Source organism: Serratia sp. Sp408 (assembly GCF_057180665.1).
Genome location: NZ_JBXUFT010000001.1, coordinates 1,532,484 through 1,550,903, shown reverse-complemented (window position 1 = coordinate 1,550,903; position 18,420 = coordinate 1,532,484). Strand labels below are relative to the sequence as shown.

General features: G+C 55.2%; 19 protein-coding genes. 15 read left to right on the top strand and 4 right to left on the bottom strand.

Annotation, left to right across the window (positions count from 1 at the left end; translation table 11 throughout):
* Positions 1–116: 116 nt before the first annotated feature.
* From folE2 to wbaP, 3 genes are all read left to right on the top strand, one after another.
* Positions 117–1,046 carry a GTP cyclohydrolase FolE2 gene (gene folE2, locus AC2AXP_RS07280; RefSeq protein ID WP_004962604.1) on the top strand — a complete coding sequence of 310 codons (930 nt, stop codon included), beginning with the start codon at positions 117–119 and terminating at the stop codon, positions 1,044–1,046.
* A complete protein-coding gene (locus tag AC2AXP_RS07275) occupies positions 1,036–1,596 on the top strand; it encodes an LbetaH domain-containing protein (RefSeq protein ID WP_039992079.1) in 561 nt (186 codons plus the stop codon). Before folE2 ends, AC2AXP_RS07275 begins: the two co-directional genes overlap by 11 nt.
* 485 nt (positions 1,597–2,081) lie before the next feature.
* Positions 2,082–3,515: an undecaprenyl-phosphate galactose phosphotransferase WbaP gene (wbaP, locus tag AC2AXP_RS07270; RefSeq protein ID WP_371901635.1), complete on the top strand. Its 1,434-nt coding sequence runs from the start codon at positions 2,082–2,084 to the stop codon at positions 3,513–3,515.
* 105 nt (positions 3,516–3,620) lie between these two features.
* On the opposite strand, the gene pspF is transcribed toward wbaP, so the two are convergent.
* Positions 3,621–4,655 carry a phage shock protein operon transcriptional activator gene (pspF, locus tag AC2AXP_RS07265; RefSeq protein ID WP_198773042.1) on the bottom strand — a complete coding sequence of 345 codons (1,035 nt, stop codon included), beginning with the start codon at positions 4,653–4,655 and terminating at the stop codon, positions 3,621–3,623.
* Between the two features lie 184 nt (positions 4,656–4,839).
* Between pspF and pspA the strand changes: the two genes are divergently transcribed.
* From pspA to tyrR, 7 genes are all read left to right on the top strand, one after another.
* Complete coding sequence (pspA, locus tag AC2AXP_RS07260) at positions 4,840–5,505, top strand: phage shock protein PspA (RefSeq protein WP_004962608.1); 666 nt, start codon at positions 4,840–4,842, stop codon at positions 5,503–5,505.
* A 60-nt stretch (positions 5,506–5,565) separates the two neighbouring features.
* Entirely contained in the window at positions 5,566–5,793 is a 228-nt protein-coding gene (pspB, locus tag AC2AXP_RS07255) for an envelope stress response membrane protein PspB (protein ID WP_039992081.1), read from the top strand.
* The gene (pspC, locus tag AC2AXP_RS07250; RefSeq protein ID WP_004962613.1) at positions 5,793–6,152 is read left to right on the top strand and encodes an envelope stress response membrane protein PspC; all 360 of its coding nucleotides are present in this window, start codon (positions 5,793–5,795) and stop codon (positions 6,150–6,152) included. Before pspB ends, pspC begins: the two co-directional genes overlap by 1 nt.
* 90 nt (positions 6,153–6,242) lie before the next feature.
* Positions 6,243–6,485, top strand: coding sequence for a phage shock protein PspD (pspD, locus tag AC2AXP_RS07245; protein WP_004962616.1), 243 nt, complete (start codon positions 6,243–6,245; stop codon positions 6,483–6,485).
* 79 nt (positions 6,486–6,564) lie between these two features.
* A complete protein-coding gene (locus tag AC2AXP_RS07240) occupies positions 6,565–7,962 on the top strand; it encodes a YcjX family GTP-binding protein (RefSeq protein WP_004962618.1) in 1,398 nt (465 codons plus the stop codon).
* Positions 7,959–9,020, top strand: a complete 1,062-nt coding sequence (locus AC2AXP_RS07235) for a TIGR01620 family protein (protein WP_484381527.1) — start codon at positions 7,959–7,961, stop codon at positions 9,018–9,020. Before AC2AXP_RS07240 ends, AC2AXP_RS07235 begins: the two co-directional genes overlap by 4 nt.
* A gap of 312 nt (positions 9,021–9,332) precedes the next feature.
* Complete coding sequence (gene tyrR / locus AC2AXP_RS07230) at positions 9,333–10,904, top strand: transcriptional regulator TyrR (protein WP_039992082.1); 1,572 nt, start codon at positions 9,333–9,335, stop codon at positions 10,902–10,904.
* Positions 10,905–10,945: 41 nt separating this feature from the next.
* On the opposite strand, the gene tpx is transcribed toward tyrR, so the two are convergent.
* Positions 10,946–11,449, bottom strand: coding sequence for a thiol peroxidase (gene tpx, locus AC2AXP_RS07225; RefSeq protein ID WP_004962627.1), 504 nt, complete (start codon positions 11,447–11,449; stop codon positions 10,946–10,948).
* A gap of 209 nt (positions 11,450–11,658) precedes the next feature.
* Between tpx and ycjG the strand changes: the two genes are divergently transcribed.
* Positions 11,659–12,633: an L-Ala-D/L-Glu epimerase gene (gene ycjG / locus AC2AXP_RS07220; RefSeq protein WP_484381526.1), complete on the top strand. Its 975-nt coding sequence runs from the start codon at positions 11,659–11,661 to the stop codon at positions 12,631–12,633.
* 18 nt (positions 12,634–12,651) lie between these two features.
* Here ycjG and mpaA read toward each other — a convergent pair whose 3' ends face one another.
* On the bottom strand, positions 12,652–13,359 hold the full coding sequence (gene mpaA / locus AC2AXP_RS07215) for a murein tripeptide amidase MpaA (RefSeq protein WP_273868342.1): 708 nt from the start codon (positions 13,357–13,359) through the stop codon (positions 12,652–12,654).
* A gap of 175 nt (positions 13,360–13,534) precedes the next feature.
* Between mpaA and AC2AXP_RS07210 the strand changes: the two genes are divergently transcribed.
* The 4 genes from AC2AXP_RS07210 to zntB all read left to right on the top strand — a co-directional run bounded on the left by AC2AXP_RS07210 (position 13,535) and on the right by zntB (position 17,727).
* Positions 13,535–14,485: an NADP-dependent oxidoreductase gene (locus tag AC2AXP_RS07210; protein ID WP_273868340.1), complete on the top strand. Its 951-nt coding sequence runs from the start codon at positions 13,535–13,537 to the stop codon at positions 14,483–14,485.
* 64 nt (positions 14,486–14,549) lie between these two features.
* Positions 14,550–14,900 (top strand): hypothetical protein, encoded by a 351-nt coding sequence (locus AC2AXP_RS07205; RefSeq protein ID WP_004962638.1) that lies wholly within the window; start codon positions 14,550–14,552, stop codon positions 14,898–14,900.
* Positions 14,901–15,054: 154 nt separating this feature from the next.
* Positions 15,055–16,686: a peptide ABC transporter substrate-binding protein gene (locus tag AC2AXP_RS07200; RefSeq protein WP_039992716.1), complete on the top strand. Its 1,632-nt coding sequence runs from the start codon at positions 15,055–15,057 to the stop codon at positions 16,684–16,686.
* A gap of 57 nt (positions 16,687–16,743) precedes the next feature.
* The gene (gene zntB / locus AC2AXP_RS07195; protein ID WP_004962642.1) at positions 16,744–17,727 is read left to right on the top strand and encodes a zinc transporter ZntB; all 984 of its coding nucleotides are present in this window, start codon (positions 16,744–16,746) and stop codon (positions 17,725–17,727) included.
* Positions 17,728–17,971: 244 nt separating this feature from the next.
* Here the strand turns inward: zntB and AC2AXP_RS07190 are convergent, their stop codons facing one another.
* Positions 17,972–18,370, bottom strand: coding sequence for a VOC family protein (locus tag AC2AXP_RS07190; protein WP_004962647.1), 399 nt, complete (start codon positions 18,368–18,370; stop codon positions 17,972–17,974).
* Between the last annotated feature and the right edge of the window lie 50 nt (positions 18,371–18,420).

Below are 18,420 nucleotides of genomic sequence, written 5' to 3'. Positions count from 1 at the left end.
GCGCTTCGCTGCTTTGCAAAGGTGGCGTTGACCTAAACAGCAATGATAGTTATGTTATAACATAACAATATCGTATTGCATTTTCGTTAAATCCACATTAATGAGTCAGAGGAAACATGGAAAAAACAGTATCGTCCAACCTGCCGCCATTGCCGGATGCGCAGGCCTGGCGCACAGAGAGAGGCGTGATTGACCTGGATTGGGTCGGGATGCAGGGCATAGCATTGCCGTTGGAACTGGCCGGGCGACCGCTGGCGGCGCAGATCAATGCCAGCATCAACCTGCGTGGCAGCCGAGACGGCGCGCGCGGTATTCATATGTCGCGCCTTTACGCCGCGCTGGATGGCTTGACCCAGGGGGAGCTAACGCCTCGGCGTATCATTACCACCCTGAACGATTTTTTACACTCGCAGCCAGCGCATAGCGATCGCGCGCAGTTAACCATCAGTGGCGATTTGCTATTGTCACGCCCGGCGTTGGTCAGCGCGCAACGCGGCTGGAAAAGTTACCCGCTGTGTATTGAGGCACAGCTGGCCACGGTGCCCAGGTTAACGCTGAAAGTCGGAGTGGCATATTCATCAACCTGTCCCAGTTCTGCCGCGCTCAGTCGTCAGGCTGCACAACAACAATTTCTGGTTGATTTTGACGCGGAGTCAACCAGCCTTAGCCGCCAGCGAGTGGCTGAATGGTTGGGTTTGCACGGTATGCCGGCAACGCCGCACAGCCAACGCAGCTGGGCCTGGGTAACGGTCGAGCTGTCGCCCGATGAGCAGACCGTACCGGTGATGACGCTGATTGAGCGCATTGAACACGCGTTGGGCACGCCGGTACAAACGCTGGTCAAGCGGCTGGACGAGCAGGCTTTCGCCCTGGTCAATGGCCAAAACCTGATGTTTTGTGAAGATGCTGCGCGCCGGTTGTATAACGCGCTGCAAGCATCCTGCCGTTATCGTGCAGGCCAGGTGGTGGTTGAACATCAGGAGAGTCTGCATGCTCACAATGCGGTGGCGCAACTGAGCTGGCAGGAGGATGACGATGTTGCGTAAAAATCCCAGCGGCCATTTGCCGCAGGTGTCACCAAAGGCTTATATCGATCCGACCGCCATTATTTGCGGACGGGTGATGATAGGTGATTATGTTTATGTTGGCCCTTACGCGGTGATCCGTGCCGATGAGCTTAACCCCGACGGCGAGTTGGAACCGATCGTCATTGGTGCCCATTCCAACATTCAGGACGGGGTGGTGATTCATTCCAAGGGCGGGGCGGCGGTTACCATCGGTAGCTATAGCTCGATCGCCCATCGCGCCATTGTGCATGGTCCCTGCCGTATAGACGATCGGGTATTTATCGGTTTCAACAGCGTGTTGTTCAATTGCCATGTGCGCAGCGGCTGCGTGGTGCGTTACAACGCGGTGGTAGACGGGGTGACGCTGCCGGAAAACCGCTATATCCCCTCAACTGAGCGCGTCGGTGTCGACAGTGATTTATCGCGTTATGCGGCGGTGGATCGTGATGCGTTGCAATTTTCCGAAGAGGTGGCGGCCACCAATATTGCGCTGGTACGGGGCTATCAGGCATTACGTAATGAATTTTGACCTGCACGGACTGATGGCTAATTGCACAATATTGCTGTGGTAATGAGAAAATTTCTCAACAAAGTACTTTACAGATGATACTGAGAACCATTATCATCGATTGGCAGTTCACGGAAGGCCTCGCCTTGTGGCCCGATGTGGAAGGCACGACATTGCTCACATTGCTTCCAGTGTTTCTTAAGCCAGCTCGGGTGCTGGCTTTTTTTTTGCCTATCGCCAAGGTCTGCTGACCGCCCCCCCAATTCCCCCCGAACGCCGCTGACGCCGGATTATTCCTATTCTGCGCAAAATCGGGCCACTTGCTTGTCGAGTTGAAAATTTCCACGGATACTCACAACATGTAAAAGCAATCCCATCGCGTGTCAGGTCATTACATGTTTATATTTATAGTCGCGCCCGTGGCGGTAAAGATTAATTACACGGTGAGCGAAGCTCTTTGGCTAGCATTGCGTGTTGGCAACCTGGTAGCAAAGGGATGAAACGACATGAACGTGCTTAATTATTCAAGCAAGACCACTCTGGTTAAGTTATCTCTCGCACTCTCTGATTTTCTCTTTTTTGTATTATCGCTGTTAATCGCCGTTTATCTGGTCGATCTGTTTGGTGGTAATATCCGTGATTTTATTCCCGAATCGGAAATGAGCGCGCGTTTTATGACGCATGTCATGTTGGCAGTATTATGCGTGGGATGGTTCTGGGTGAGATTGCGTCATTACAGCTATCGCAAACCGTTTTGGTTTGAGCTCAAGGAAGTGGTGCGTACTTTGCTGATCTTTGCCGTCTTCGATCTCGCCATGGTGGCGTTTTCGATGTGGCATTTTTCACGCTATGTCTGGGGGCTTACCTGGTTGTCGGCGCTGGTGCTGGTGCCTCTGGCGCGCGCAATAGTCAAACGGATACTGGATGCGTTTGGTCTGTGGAAAAAACATACGGTGATTATCGGCAGCGGGAAAAATGCCTGTGATGCCTATGCCGCATTGCAAAGTGAAGAAATTCTGGGTTTTGCTATCTGCGCGTTTTTTTCAAGCGACCAAACCGGTGCCAGACAATTAATGGGCATTCCAATCATTGATGATGAACAGCAACTGTGGTCGCAGTGCGATCCACAATTGACTCAGTTTGTGGTGGCGCTGGAGTTTGACCAGCATGCGTTGCGTGATCGATGGCTTAAAACGCTGGCAAAACATCATTGTCGTTCGGTTTCGGTGATCCCGACGTTGCGCGGCGTGCCGCTTTATGGCACAGACATGTCATTCATTTTTAGCCACGAAGTGATGATCCTGCGGGTGAGCAATAATTTGGCAAAAAGATCCTCGCGATGTCTAAAAAGGACTTTTGATATTATTGGCTCGGCGATCATTATTCTATTACTGGCGCCGGCATTGCTCCTACTGTGCTATTTGGTATCGAAAGATGGCGGTAGCGCAATTTATGGGCACCAACGGGTCGGCCGAGACGGTAAAAAATTTAATTGTCTGAAATTCCGCTCAATGGTGGTGAATTCGCAACAGGTGTTGCAGGAGTTGCTCGAACGGGATGCCGACGCGCGTGCAGAATGGGAAAAGGATTTCAAACTTAAAAACGATCCACGTATTACTCGCATTGGCCGTTTTATTCGTAAAACCAGTCTGGATGAATTACCGCAACTGTTTAACGTATTAAAAGGGGAGATGAGCCTGGTGGGGCCCCGCCCGGTAATCGAAAAAGAGCTGGAGCGTTATGCGGGTGACGTCGATTATTACTTTATGGCAAAACCAGGGATGACCGGACTGTGGCAGGTCAGTGGTCGCAATGACGTTGATTATGACACCCGCGTATATTTTGATGCCTGGTATGTAAAAAACTGGTCGCTGTGGAACGACATCGCGATTCTGTTTAAAACCATCAATGTGGTGTTAAAAAGGGACGGTGCATATTAATCGAATGCCTGATGTTGCCACAGGCCTCGCCGGGAAAGGCCGCGATATGAAAAGCCAGCGCTGATTATAGCGGCCTATAATCGGCGTGCTGCCGCATTCAGGCGGCTATTCGCCCTCTGCCGCCGAGGTGGAATGTGCTTCTTCGGGCCGATCGTTTTGCAGCAGCGCGTGCTTTTTTAGCATGCCGCGCAGTTGATGGTAGCTCAGTCCCAGCAGTTGCGCAGCCTTGCGCTGATTGAAACGACCTTGCTGCAAGGCTGACTCCAGCAGCTTTTTCTCCTGCTGATTCTGCCAGCTCTTCATATCCAGTGGCAGTGCGGGCAGCGCGTCGCCGTGCGGTTGGTGCGCGGTTGCTGCGCTGGCGACGTGGCGGGCAAAGGGATTGATGATGATCTCATCCAGCGCGCTGCTGCTGGTGCCATGGCGATACACTGAACGTTCAACCACGTTTTTGAGTTCGCGCACGTTACCCGGCCAGGCGTAACTCAGCAACGTGTCACGGGCGCGCTCGGTAAAGCCGGGGAACAGCGGCAACGACAACTCTCTGCACATCTGAATGGCAAAATGCTCAGCCAGCAGCATGATGTCCTGCTGACGCTGGCGCAGCGGTGGCAGTTGCACCACATCGAACGCCAGCCGATCGAGCAGATCGGCGCGGAATTTGCCCGCCGCCGCCAACGCCGGCAAATCGTCGTTGGTGGCGCACACCAGCCGTACGTCAACCTGCAGCGGCTGGCTGCCGCCGACGCGCTCCAGGTGACCGTACTCAATCACCCGCAGCAGCTTTTCCTGCACCAGCATCGGCGCCGTGGCTAATTCGTCCAGAAACAGCGTACCGCCGTCGGCGCGTTCAAAACGCCCGAGATGACGTTTTTGCGCGCCGGTAAAGGCGCCTGCCTCATGACCAAACAATTCAGAATCCAGCAGGTTTTCGTTTAACGCCGCGCAATTGAGCGAAATGAACGGCCCTTGCCAGCGGTTGGAAAGATAATGCAGACGATGGGCGATCAGCTCCTTGCCCGTGCCGCGTTCACCTATCACCAATACCGGTTTGTTCAACTTTGCCAGTTGTGAAACTTGTTCCAATACTTCAATAAAGGCATTCGCTTCGCCTAACAGGTTTTCGATCTGCTCGCTCATGATGAAATTCGCCAATAGTTGGTGAGGATAATCACTTTACAGGATGCTGGCGTTGAGTCAAAAATAAATAATTATTGTTTTTCAATGATATAAAAGTTGGCACGGGTTTTGATTATATCTCTGTGTAAGCCGTTACCCCTAACGTGGCGCTTGAGACGCCATCGACACCAAGAGGAAGTAAATTATGGGCATTTTTTCTCGTTTTGCCGACATCGTGAACGCCAACATCAATACGCTGCTGGATAAGGCAGAAGATCCGCAAAAACTGGTGCGACTGATGATTCAGGAGATGGAAGACACTCTGGTAGAAGTGCGTTCCACCTCGGCGCGTGCGCTGGCGGAGAAAAAGCAGTTGCTGCGTCGCATCGAGCAGGGCGAAACCCAACTGAGCGACTGGCAGGAAAAAGCCGAACTGGCGCTGCGTAAGGACAAAGAAGATCTGGCTCGTGCGGCACTGATCGAAAAACAGAAGGTTGCCGATTTGATCGCCACCTTGACGCAGGAAGTTGCCACCGTTGAAGAAACGCTGACGCGTATGAAAAGCGAAATCGGCGAATTGGAAAACAAACTGACCGAAACACGTGCACGTCAGCAGGCGCTGACATTGCGTCATCAGGCGGCATCATCCTCGCGTGAAGTGCGTCGCCAGTTGGACAGCGGTAAACTGGATGAGGCGATGGCGCGTTTCGAGCAGTTCGAACGCCGTATTGACCACATGGAAGCGGAAGCCGAAAGCATCAGCATCGGTAAAAAGAAATCGCTTGATCAGGAGTTCGCCGAACTGAAGGCGGATGATGCCATCAGCGAGCAGCTGGCGGCGCTGAAAGCGAAAATGAACCGTTCAGAGTAATGCTCCAGCGGCCGCCGGTATGGCGGCCGCCGATGAAAGACGACATAAGAAGGAAAAAAAATGAGTGCTTTACTCCTTGCCATTCCGTTGACGATTTTTGTGCTGTTTGTCGCACCGATTTGGCTTTGGCTGCATTACAGCAATCGGCAGCAAAGCGGCATTCAGCTCAGCCATCAGGAAATGCAGCGTCTGGCGCAGTTGACCGACGATGCCAAACGCATGCGCGAACGTATTCAAGCGCTGGAAGAGATCCTTGATGCCGAACACCCGAACTGGAGACAGTCTTGATGAACAATACGCTGGGCAGTAAAAAGCTGTATCGCGTGCCGGAAGAAGGCATGGTGAAGGGCGTCTGCGCCGGCCTGGCGCATTATTTCGACGTGCCGGTACGCCTGATCCGCGTTATCGTGGTGCTGTCGATGATTTTCGGTCTGTTCTTCCTGACGCTTATCGCCTATTTTACGCTGGCCTTTCTGCTGGAAGACGCGCCGGCCAGCCGCTTCGATGGCGAACATCAACGCACGCCGCGCCAGTTGCTTGACCGGCTGGAATATGAACTGGGCAGCGGTGAACAACGCTTGCGTCAGGTTGAGCGCTACGTCACTTCAGACACCTTCGGCGTGCAAAGCCGTTTTCGCAAGCTGTAACCTGTTACGCGTTCCTTTCCGCACCGATCTGCGTAGCGCAGGTCGGGCATATCGTCTGTTCCCCTTGATTCTCTTGCCGGAGGGCATTCCATGAACAAAACTTCAGCTATTAATGGCGCTAAAACCTCCACGTTCAAGCAAGGAGCAGCTGCAATGTTGAAGACATTGTCTAAAGTCATCATCATAGGGTTAATGAGTTACGGGCCGGCGGGGGCAACCTCATGGTTGCTGAAGACCGTCAGCCGCAAACCGCTGCGCCTGCTATTGGCGGTGGTATTGGAACCGTTGTTGCGCAAAGGGCTAAACACGCTGTTCGGGCGTTATACCCGCTAACGGCAAGCGCTAACCCGGTGCGCCGGCCAACCGGTAATGCTGCGCTTTGCAAGGTAAAAGGTATCTGCCAAGGAGAAGAATGAAACGTTTGCAAAATGAGTTAACCTCGCTGGTCAATCGCGGTATCGATCGTCATCTGCGTCTGGCGGTGACCGGCTTGAGCCGCAGCGGCAAAACGGCGTTCATCACGGCTTTCGTCAATCAATTGCTTCATGTGCACAGCGGCGCCCGCATGCCGCTGTTTTCGCCGGTGCGTGAAGAACGGCTGCTGGGGGTGAAACGCATTCCTCAGCGCGATCTGGGTATTCAGCGCTTTACCTATGACGAAGGACTGGCACAGCTGTATGGCACACCACCGAGCTGGCCGACGCCGACGCGTGGCGTCAGCGAAATTCGTCTGGCATTACGCTACCGCTCCAACGATTCGCTGCTGCGCCATTTTAAAGAGACCTCGACCCTGTATCTGGAAATCGTGGATTATCCGGGTGAATGGTTACTCGATTTACCGATGCTGGAACAGGATTATCTGGCCTGGTCGCGGCAAATGACCGGCCTGTTGCAAGGCGACCGCGCCGAATGGGCCAAGCCGTGGCTGGCGCTGTGTGACACCCTCGATCCTTTGGCACCGGCGGATGAAAACCGGCTGGCGGCGATTGCGCAGGCCTACACTGATTATCTGCTGCGTTGCAAGACCGAAGGGCTGCATTTTATTCAGCCGGGCCGCTTTGTGCTGCCGGGCGATATGGCCGGCGCGCCGGCGTTGCAATTTTTCCCGTGGCCGAAAGTCGATGCCAGCGGCGAATCCCGGCTGGCGCAGGCTGACAAACACACCAATATTGGCATGCTGCGTACGCGCTTTAACTATTACTGCCAGTCGATCGTCAAAAACTTTTATAAAGAGCATTTTTCCCGCTTCGATCGCCAGATCGTATTGGTGGACTGTCTGCAACCGCTGAACAGCGGGCCACAGGCCTTCAACGATATGCGGCTGGCGCTGACGCAACTGATGCAAAGTTTCCACTATGGCAAGCGTACGCTGTACCGTCGGCTGTTTTCCCCTACCATCGATAAACTGATGTTCGCAGCCACCAAGGCCGACCATATCACTGCCGATCAGCACGCCAATCTGGTATCGCTGTTGCAGCAGTTGGTGCAGGAGGCGTGGCAGAACGCTGCGTTTGAAGGCATCAGCATGGACTGCGTCGGGCTGGCCTCGGTGCAGGCAACCGAAAGCGGTATCGTCGATCACCAGGGGCAGCGCATCCCGGCGCTGAAGGGCAGTCGCCTGGCAGACGGTGCGCCGCTGACGGTGTTCCCCGGCGAAGTGCCAGCGCGTTTACCCGGCCCGGCCTTTTGGCATAACCAGGGGTTCCACTTTGATGAGTTTCGTCCACAGGCGATGAGCGTGGACAGCCCGTTACCGCATATTCGTCTGGATGCGGTGATGGAGTTTTTGCTGGGAGATAAATTGCGATGAGCGAACCGTTAAAACCGCGTATCAATTTTGAACAACCGTTGCAAGCACCGCAAGAGCCGGTGCTGCGTGCCGGGATGGCCTTTGATCAACGCCAGGCGGAAAACTTCCTGCCGATCGCGGAGCAGTTGGATGCGAGCGAAGAAGAAGGGCGAGCGGAAGGCATCGTCAATGCAGCGTTGAAACCAAAGCGCAGCCTGTGGCGCAAAATGGTGAGCGCCGGACTGGCGTTGTTTGGCGTCAGCGTGGTGGCGCAGGGCGTGCAGTGGCTGCACGACGCCTGGCTGCAGCAAGACTGGATTGCCCTCGGTGGCGGCGTAGCGGGTGGGTTGATTGTCTGCGCCGGCGTTGGCTCGGTATTGACCGAGTGGCGCCGGTTATACCGCTTGCGCCAGCGTGCGGAAGAACGCGACGTCGCGCGCGATCTGCTACACAGCCATGGTCTGGGCAAAGGGCGCGAATTTTGCGAAAAGCTGGCACGTCAGGCGGGGCTGGATCAGGGGCACCCGGCGTTGCAGCGCTGGCAGGCGTCGCTGCATGAAACGCAGAACGACCGGGAAGTGGTGGCGTTATATGCCAAACTGGTGCAGCCGGTACTGGATAATCAGGCGCGCAGGGAAATCAGCCGTTCGGCGGCGGAATCAACGCTGATGATTGCCGTCAGTCCGCTGGCGCTGGTGGACATGGCGTTTATCGCCTGGCGTAATATCCGGCTGATCAACCGCATTGCGGCGCTGTATGGCATCGAACTGGGCTACTTTAGCCGTTTACGTCTGTTCAGACTGGTATTGTTGAACATCGCCTTTGCCGGCGCGTCGGAACTGGTGCGCGAAGTGGGTATGGACTGGATGTCGCAAGATTTGGCGGCGCGGCTTTCAGCGCGAGCGGCGCAGGGCATTGGCGCTGGTTTGTTGACCGCACGTCTCGGCATCAAGGCTATGGAACTGTGTCGACCGCTTCCCTGGCTGGAGGGGGATAAGCCAAAACTTGGGGATTTTCGCGGACAACTGATCAATCAGTTGAAGGACACCATGAAGAACAACAGCAAGAAAGAAAAATAATCCTGCTGGCCGCATCGCTCCCGGTGCGGCCAATTATCTCAAGGCGTAAGCCGCGCTTGACGAAAGCATTTCCCGCTGTGATTTGTTGATAATTATCCAAAAAATCCCTGCTGACTATGATAATCCACCAAGAGTAAGCTAAAATGACGCCGATGGTGTTATTCGGTTGCGTTTAAACTCATCAATGACAACGATAAATCAGAGCCCTGTCAACTTTTGCTGACAGATCGCTTCTTCCGTCCGGGATGAGAGAGTATCATGGTCGCCAATCATCCCGCGTACGTAAAACCTGCAAAAATAAGGCCACTACTGATGCGTTTGGAAGTATTTTGCGAAGACCGGCTCGGTCTCACTCGAGAACTACTCGATCTTTTGGTATCGCGCAGCATTGATTTACGTGGCATCGAAATCGATCCTATCGGCCGCATTTATCTCAATTTCTCACAGCTTGATTTCGATACATTTCGCGCGTTAATGGCCGAAATCCGCCGCATTGACGGCGTTACCGACGTACGTACCGTCAATTTCATGCCGTCCGAGCGTGAACATCGCGCATTGCGCGCGCTGCTGGAGTCGATGCCGGAGCCGGTGTTCTCCATCGACATGAAGGGCAAGGTCGAACTGGCCAACCCCGCCGCACTGGCGCTGTTCAGCCTGAACGAAGACAAGATCCGCAATCAGACAGCCGGTCAGCTGATTGGCGGCTATAACTTTACCCGCTGGTTGGAAAATGAACACGCGGCGCCGCACTCTGAGCGGGTGGTGATCCGCAGTCAGGACTTCCTGATGGATATTACGCCAATCCACCTCGAAGATGAAAACCATCAGCACGATACCGTGGGTGCGGTGGTGATGTTGAAATCAACCGCGCGCATGGGGCGGCAGTTGCAAAATCTGTCGGTGAATGATGATACCGAGTTTGATCATATCATCGCCGTCAGTCCGAAAATGCGCCAGGTACTGGAGCAGGCACGCAAGCTGGCGATGCTTGACGCACCGCTGCTGATTATCGGCGACACCGGTACCGGCAAGGACATTCTGGCGCGCGCCTGCCATTTGCGTAGCCCGCGCGGCAAGCTGCCGTTTCTGGCGCTTAACTGCGCGGCACTGCCGGATGACGTCGCGGAAAGCGAACTGTTCGGCCATGCCGCGGGCGCCTATCCCGGCGCGACCGCCAGCAAGAAAGGCTTTTTTGAGCAGGCGAACGGCGGCTCGGTGCTGCTGGATGAAATCGGCGAGATGTCGCCACGCATGCAAACCAAACTGCTGCGCTTTCTTAACGACGGTACCTTCCGACGCGTCGGCGAAGATCACGAAGTGCATGTCGATGTTCGCGTGATCTGCGCCACCCAGAAGAACCTGATCGAACTGGTACAGCGCGGCGAGTTCCGCGAAGACCTGTATTACCGCCTGAACGTGCTGACCATTACCATTCCACCGCTGCGCGAACGGCCGCAAGACATCATGCCGCTCACCGAACTGTTTGTGGCGCGCTTTGCTGACGAACAGGGCGTGGCGCGGCCGAAGCTGGCGAGCGATCTTGGTGGTTTCCTCAGCAAATACGGTTGGCCCGGCAACGTCCGTCAGTTGAAGAACGCCATTTACCGTGCGTTGACGCAAACCGAAGGCTTCGAGCTGCGGCCGCAAGATATCGTTCTGCCGGAATTTGAAGTGGAAATGTCATTGGGCGACGAAGTGCTCGACGGTTCGCTCGACGATATCAGCAAGCGTTTCGAACGTTCGGTGCTGACACGCCTTTATCGCACCTATCCAAGCACGCGTAAATTGGCTAAACGGTTGGGAGTATCACATACCGCCATCGCCAACAAGCTGCGTGAATACGGCCTCAGCAGCCGCAAGCCGGTGGAAGACGGCGAAGAGTAAAAAAAAAGCCCGATATGAGCATCGGGCTTTTTTATTTGGCGTTACTTCAGCGTCGCCAGCGCGGCTTGGTAATTCGGTTCGGTGGTAATTTCGTTGACCAGTTCGCTGTACAGGACATTGTCCTGACCATCGAGCACCACCACCGCGCGCGCGGTCAGGCCGGCCAGCGGACCGTCGCTGATTTCTACGCCGTAAGCCTGTTTGAATTCAGCGCCACGCAGGGTCGACAGCATCACCACGTTGCTCAGGCCTTCCGCGCCGCAGAAACGGGACTGGGCAAACGGCAAATCGGCAGAAATGCACAGCACCACGGTATTGTCCATTTCGCTGGCAAACTGGTTGAACTTACGCACTGAAGTGGCGCAGACGCCGGTGTCGATGCTCGGGAAAATGTTCAGCACTTTGCGTTTGCCGGCGAAGCTGCTCAGCGTCACGTCTGAAAGGTCTTTGGCAACCAGTGAAAACGCCTTGGCGCGATCGCCAGCCTGCGGCAGTTGGCCGGCAACGGCTACCGGGTTACCTTGAAAATGTACTGTCTGAGTCATGACTTGGTTCCTTTTAAGGGGTTTGATACAAAGGTATTAACCTAATTGAGCGGCCATCAGGTTGGCATTTAACATTAGGTTCACACCCTGTCGACAGTTTAAGTCAACAATGGCTACTTGGATATATAAAATTGGCTAAATAGTTGTATATATTAGAATACATCCGCGTACTGGCGTCACAGGGTGCGTTTTTTCATTCAGGAGCCACGATGAGAAGCATGCATTTTTATCCTCAATCCTGGCCATTGCGTAGCGCGTTCGTTATCGCGCGCGGCAGCCGCACGCAGGCCGACGTAGTGGTGGTGGAAATCGAGCAGCAGGGCGTGTGCGGTATTGGTGAATGTACGCCATATCCGCGCTACGGTGAAAGTGAAGGTTCCGTGATGGCGCAACTGGCGGCGATGGTGTCGGCGATCGAAGGCGGTGTTACGCGCGCTCAACTGCAACAGCTGATGCCGGCCGGCGCGGCGCGCAACGCGCTGGATTCGGCATTGTGGGATCTGGAGTGTCGGCAGCAGGGCGAAAGTCTGTGGCAACGCAGCGGTATCAGCGCGCCGCAACATATTACCATGGCACAAACCGTCAGTATCGCGACGCCGGAGGCGATGGCCTTTGCCGCCTTGGAGCTGTATCACCAAGGCGCCACGCTGTTAAAAATCAAGCTGGACGACCATTTAATCAGCGAGCGGTTGGTGGCCATTCGCGGCGCGGTGCCGAAGGCGACGCTGATCGTCGATGCCAACGAGTCGTGGCAGGCAGAAGGGCTGGCGGCGCGTTGCCAACTGCTGGCAGATCTGCAGGTGGCGATGCTCGAGCAGCCGCTGGCGACCCACGAAGACCAGGCCTTGGAAAACTTTATTCACCCGTTGCCGATCTGTGCTGATGAAAGTTGCCATACCCGCGACGACCTGCCGACGCTGGCCGGTCGCTATGAAATGGTGAATATCAAGCTGGATAAAACCGGAGGGTTGACCGAAGCACTGGCGTTGGCGGCACAGGCGCGTCAACAGGGACTGGCTATCATGCTTGGCTGCATGTTATGCACCTCGCGGGCGATAAGCGCCGCGCTACCGTTGGTGCCGGGCACGCGTTTTGTCGATCTTGACGGGCCGACCTGGTTGGCGCAGGACGTTGAACCGGGGCTGGATTTTGCCTGCGGCGCTATTCGGCTGGAGAGTGAATAACGCCGCCGTAGGCCGCCGTTAATCCGGATAAACCAGCAGTTCGATCATGGCGTCCAGGTATTTTTCGCTGGCTTCATCGGCCGAAATGGGCGGGAATTCGGCGGTGATACAGGGCAATGACAGATCGGCGCACCAACTGCCAAACGAACCGGGGGTTTCGTAACCGACGCTGCTGACCAGCGGCAGGGCGAATTTATGTGACAACCATACGCCAAGATGTGAGCTGTCAGGATCTTCGATACAGGCCAAAGGCTCATGAAAAGACACCACCCAGCGCGGTTTCAAGCGGTGGATCAAATGGCATAACGCCTGAGTTTCCGGCTCGGAACCGGGGCGACCGCCGGTAGAAAGCTTGACGTCACGGCTAGACGCCGCGCTGTTCCAGCGATAAACCGTATCCCCGGAGCGCCAGTTGGCGGCGGGGAAGTTACGGTTGAGATCGACGCCGTTGGCATTGGCCCGCAGACCCAACTGGCAACCGTCCGGATTGACCGCCAAAATGACGTGATGGCGTAACCTGGCCGGCGAAATGCTGCGTAGCGCGCAAGACAGCGTAACCACGGCGGCATTCTCATCGCCATGCGTTCCGGCGATCACCAGTCCTGTTTCCGGGCCGCTGACCGCAGCCGGAAAATACAGCAGCGGTGCGCCTAACAACGATTTCCCGTAACTTTCTCCTGCAACGGCCAATTGGCCACGTTCACTGCGTGGTCGCTGTTGAATCATGGTGTGGTCCCGTAGTGCCAATGTAAGTTAAGACGATTGTTATTTTATTCAGTGTATTACGCTTTGGTGCAACTTTCCCAGCGCAATGTTTCACCCTGCTGGAAATCCTTGTCCATAATGTAAACAGTGTCAATTTGCTGACAGCGTTATCACTCACCGAGACTCAGGAGCGTTGATGAAAGCGATAGCCGTGACAAAAATCGGCGCAGAACCACAGGAAATCGAGCTGGCCAAGCCGGTTGTCAAACCAGGTCAGATCCTGGTGAAGCTGGCGGCGGCCGGGTTGAATCCGTTCGACTGGCGGGTGGCGGAGGGTTTGCTGGAGGGTAAGCTGCCGCATATTTTCCCCTTGGTGCTGGGCGTTGACGGCGCCGGCGAGGTGGAAGCCATCGCGCCAGACGTTACGCGTTTCCGGCCCGGCGAACGCCTGGTCGGCAGCTTTCTGTTCGGCGTGGTGGGCGCCGGCAGTTATGCGCAATATGCGGCCATCGATCAGCATGCGGCGTTGGCGCAGGTACCGGATGCCGTTAGCCTGAACGCTGCTGCCGCGTTGCCGGTGGCCGCCGGCGCGGCGTTGAAAGCGCTGGAAAAACTGGCATTACCGGCAGGTTCTCAGGTGGTTATCGTCGGTGCTAGCGGCGGCGTAGGGCGCTTTGCCGTGCAGTTGGCCAAATTGCAGGGGCTGACGGTTATCGCCACCGGCGCAGCGGATAGCCGCGCCAGCCTACATACGCTGGGGGCCGACGTGGTAATCGATCACCACCAGGCACCGCTGGCGCAGCAGTTGTTACAACGTTATCCGCAGGGCGTTGATGGCATCATCGATCTGGCAAGCGACGTCGACGGCTTCAGCGCGTTATTGGTCAGCGTACATCATGGCGGCGCGGCGGTTAGCACCCTGGGGGCGGCACTACCCGATCGACTCAGGCCGCGCGGATTGCACGGCGGCAATCTCAACGCGCAGATCAACGCCGAAGAACTGGCGTTATTGGTAGAAAAAGTGGCGCGTGGCGAATTGCAGATCCCGCTCGAGCGCATGGTGTCCATCCGCCAGGCGCCGGCAATGCTGGCTGCCAGCAAGGCCGGCGGCGCGCGTGGTAAAACCGTGCTGAATATTGACTGGTAGCGCCGGCATCGAGGCTTGATATACTGATGTCATGCCAAGCCGATAACCAGAAAGAGGATGTTATATGCCAGTTGCCCGAGTAATTGCCCATTACAGTGAAAATACCCAGGATACTATTACCCTGCTGTGCGGCGTCGATGATGAAAACCAGATCCGCCAGGGCGAGTGGTTCGGCGTTGTGAAGAATGACGACGGTCGTGGTGATGAATCCAACTATCCGTTTACCCTGCACGTGGATTACCAACGGGACGCGTTCTATCTCGATTACGGCTATGACGACGTGGACGCGCGTCAACTGCAAAATACCGACATTCATCAACGCCCGTTGGCGGAAAAAGGTGTATTTACCATTTTCGATGAAGAAGAGGGTGAAGAGTTCAGTTATCAGATTACCAGCGTGCATTTGTACGATTGATTATCCTGCCGTTATACCGATACCCGCGCCTGTCGCGGGTATTTTTTATCGTTTGTCGCCCAGTTTTTAAATCTAGTTGCTCTCTGGCTATAGGTCTGCGCGATCTTGTGCTATATGATAAATAATTCAGATGGTTAACTCGGGATGATTGATGATGGCGATAAAAATAATTCAACGGCGTTTTCGTTTGGCGTGTTGTGCCGTAGCGGTCAGCACCAGCTTTAGCGCCACAGCCGCACAGGTACCGGCCGGCACCGCGTTGGCCGAAAAACAGGAAATTGTTCGCCACATCAAAGACGAGCCGGCCTCACTCGATCCCATCAAAGCGGTGGGTCTGCCAGAAGCGCAGGTTGCTCGCGACTTATTCGAGGGATTGGTCAATCAGGACGCACAGGGCAAAGTGATACCCGGCGTCGCCACCGGCTGGAAAAGCAGCGACAATCAAACCTACATTTTCACCCTGCGTAAAGATGCGCGTTGGTCCAACGGTGACCCTGTCACGGCTGAGGATTTCGTTTACAGCTGGCGACGGTTGGTCGATCCTGCCAGTCTGTCGCCTTTTGCCTGGTTCGCACAGCTGGCTGCTATACAAAACGCCGAGGCGATCATCGCCGGCAAAATGCCCGCCGACCAATTGGGTGTGACGGCAGTGGATAAATACACGCTGAAGGTGCAGTTGAATAAGCCGGTGCCATATTTTGTCAGTCTGACGGCCAACTTCAGTTTGTTCCCGGTACCGAAAGCGGTAGTAGAAAAATATGGTAATGACTGGACTCGAGTCGGCAATCTGGTGGGCAATGGTGCCTTCACGCTACAGCAGCGGGTGGTCAATGAAAAACTGGTGCTGGTGCCAAACCAGCACTATTGGGACCATGCACATACCGTGTTGAATCAAGTCACTTTTGTGCCGATTAATCAGGAATCCAACGCCACCAAGCGTTATCTGGCGGGGGATATTGATATCACAGAATCATTCCCGAAAAATATGTACCAGAAGCTGCTGAAGGACATCCCGGGGCAGGTGTACACGCCGGATCAGCTCGGCACCTATTATTACGCCTTCAATACTCAGCGCGCGCCAACTAACGATCTGCGGGTGCGCAAGGCCTTGTCCTATGCCATCGACCGCAAGATCATTGCCGAAAAAGTGCTGGGTACCGGTGAAAAACCGGCTTATCACTTTACGCCGGACGTTACCGCCGGGTTTAAGCCACAGCAAAGCCTGTTGCAGCAACAGTCGCAGGATGAACTGGATGCGCAGGCCAAAGCGCTGATGCAGGCAGCGGGTTACGGTCCAGGCAAGCCGCTAACGTTGACGTTGCTGTATAACACCTCGGAAAGCCATCAGAAGATTGCCATCGCGGTGGCCTCGATGTGGAAGAAGAAGCTCGGCGTAGAGGTGAAATTGCAAAACCAGGAGTGGAAAACCTATATCGACAGCCGCAATACCGGCAACTTCGACGTGGTGCGCGCGTCCTGGGTCGGTGATTACAACGAAGCCTCGACCTTCCTTTCGCTGCTCGGTTCCAGCCATAGCGGCAACATCGCCAAATTCCGCAACGCCGATTACGATCGCGTACTGGAACAGGCCAGCCGCCAGACTCAACCGTCTGCGCTGAATGCCGATTACAACAAGGCAGAGCAGATCATTGCCGACCAGGCGCCGATTGCGCCGATATATCAATACACCAATGGTCGGCTGATCAAACCCTGGGTGAAAGGCTACCCGATCACCAACCCGGAAGACGTGGCTTACAGCCAAACGATGTATATCATCAAACATTGATTGACCACGCGCCAATGCGCAGCTTAACGCGAGTAGAAGACGACGAGAGGAGATGCAATGGATGTCATTGCCGGCAATGCGCTGCAAGTTTCTGACGCGGTCTATGCTTTTCAGCTGGACGGCAAAGGCGGTGTAACGCCGATTGAACCCGACGATAATATTACCTGTACCGCGCCGAGCTGGCTGCATCTGGATTATGCGCATCCTGCCAGTGCGCAGTGGTTGGCCACCACGCCGCTGCTACCGGATAGCGTACGCGAAGCGCTGTCTGGGGACAGCACACGACCGCGGGTAACGCGGCAGGGGGACGGCACCATGATCACCTTGCGCGGTATCAACTTTAACGCCAATTCGCGACCCGATCAGTTGGTGACGTTTCGGGTATACATTACCGACAAAATGATTATCTCGACGCGTCATCGCAAGGTGTATTCGATTGATGAAGTGGTCAATGATTTACAGTCCGGCGTAGGGCCGACCAACAGTGGCAGTTGGCTGGTGGAGATTTCCGACGGGCTGACCGACCACGCCAGTGAATTTATTGAAGATCTGCACGACAAGATTATCGATCTGGAAGACGCGTTGCTGGAGCAGCAAATCCCCGAACGCGGCCAACTGGCGTTGATTCGCAAACAATTGATTGTGCTGCGGCGTTATATGGCACCCCAGCGAGATGTGTTTTCGCGCCTGGCCAGCGAGCGTTTGCCGTGGATGAGCGACGACGACCGGCGGCGGATGCAGGACATTGCCGACCGTCTTGGCCGTGGGCTTGACGATCTGGATGGCAGCATTGCACGCACCGCGATCCTGTCGGATGAAATCACTACCGTTATGGCGGATGCCATGAACCGGCGCACCTATACCATGTCATTGCTGGCGATGGTGTTTCTGCCGACAACCTTCCTCACCGGCCTGTTCGGCGTCAACCTTGGCGGCATTCCAGGCGGTAGCGATCCGCTGGGTTTTGCGGCATTTTGCCTGATGCTGGTGGCGCTGGTGCTTGGCGTGGCCTGGTGGCTCAGGCGCAGTCGTTGGCTGTAGCACCAGGTCGTCTGGACAGTTTGTCTGGCAAAAAACGAGGTAAACCCTGACAACATTGAGCGATATCAACATTTGCCGGGACAAAGTGCGGCATGATCTCTCTCGCAGGTGAATGCAACGTCAAGCGATGGGCGTTGCGCTCCATAATTGTCTTACTTTCTTATTTTAGAATTACTGCATAGCATATTTGATTCATACCATGCCGGTTTAAACACCGGCATTTTTTTGTCTGTCGTGCGGCAAATCAGCCGGCAGATTCATCCCAGAAGCTGGCTTCTATCTTGTGTCCGTCCAGATCGCGCACGAAACAGCCGTAATATTGGGCACCATAATGCGGCCGCGAGCCCGGTGCGCCGTCATCTTGTGCGCCGGCCTGCAGCGCCTGTCGATAAAACTCGTCAACCTGCTGTTTGCTGGTGGCGAAGAAACCGACGTGAATGCCGTTGCCGATGGCGGCCGGTTTACCATTGATTGGCGTTTGCAACCAGAACTCCGGGTAATCGCGACCGTAACCGATGGCACCAGGGTGTTCCAATACGCGTCGGCAGCCTAGTGCGCCAAGCACCCGATCGTAAAACTCTGCAGCCTGGTCAAAGGCGTTGGTTCCCAACGAAACGTGGGACAAGCAAGGGGTGATGTTCATCGTCAATCTCCAGTTAACTGTACAAATAAACAGTACACCCGGACACTGAC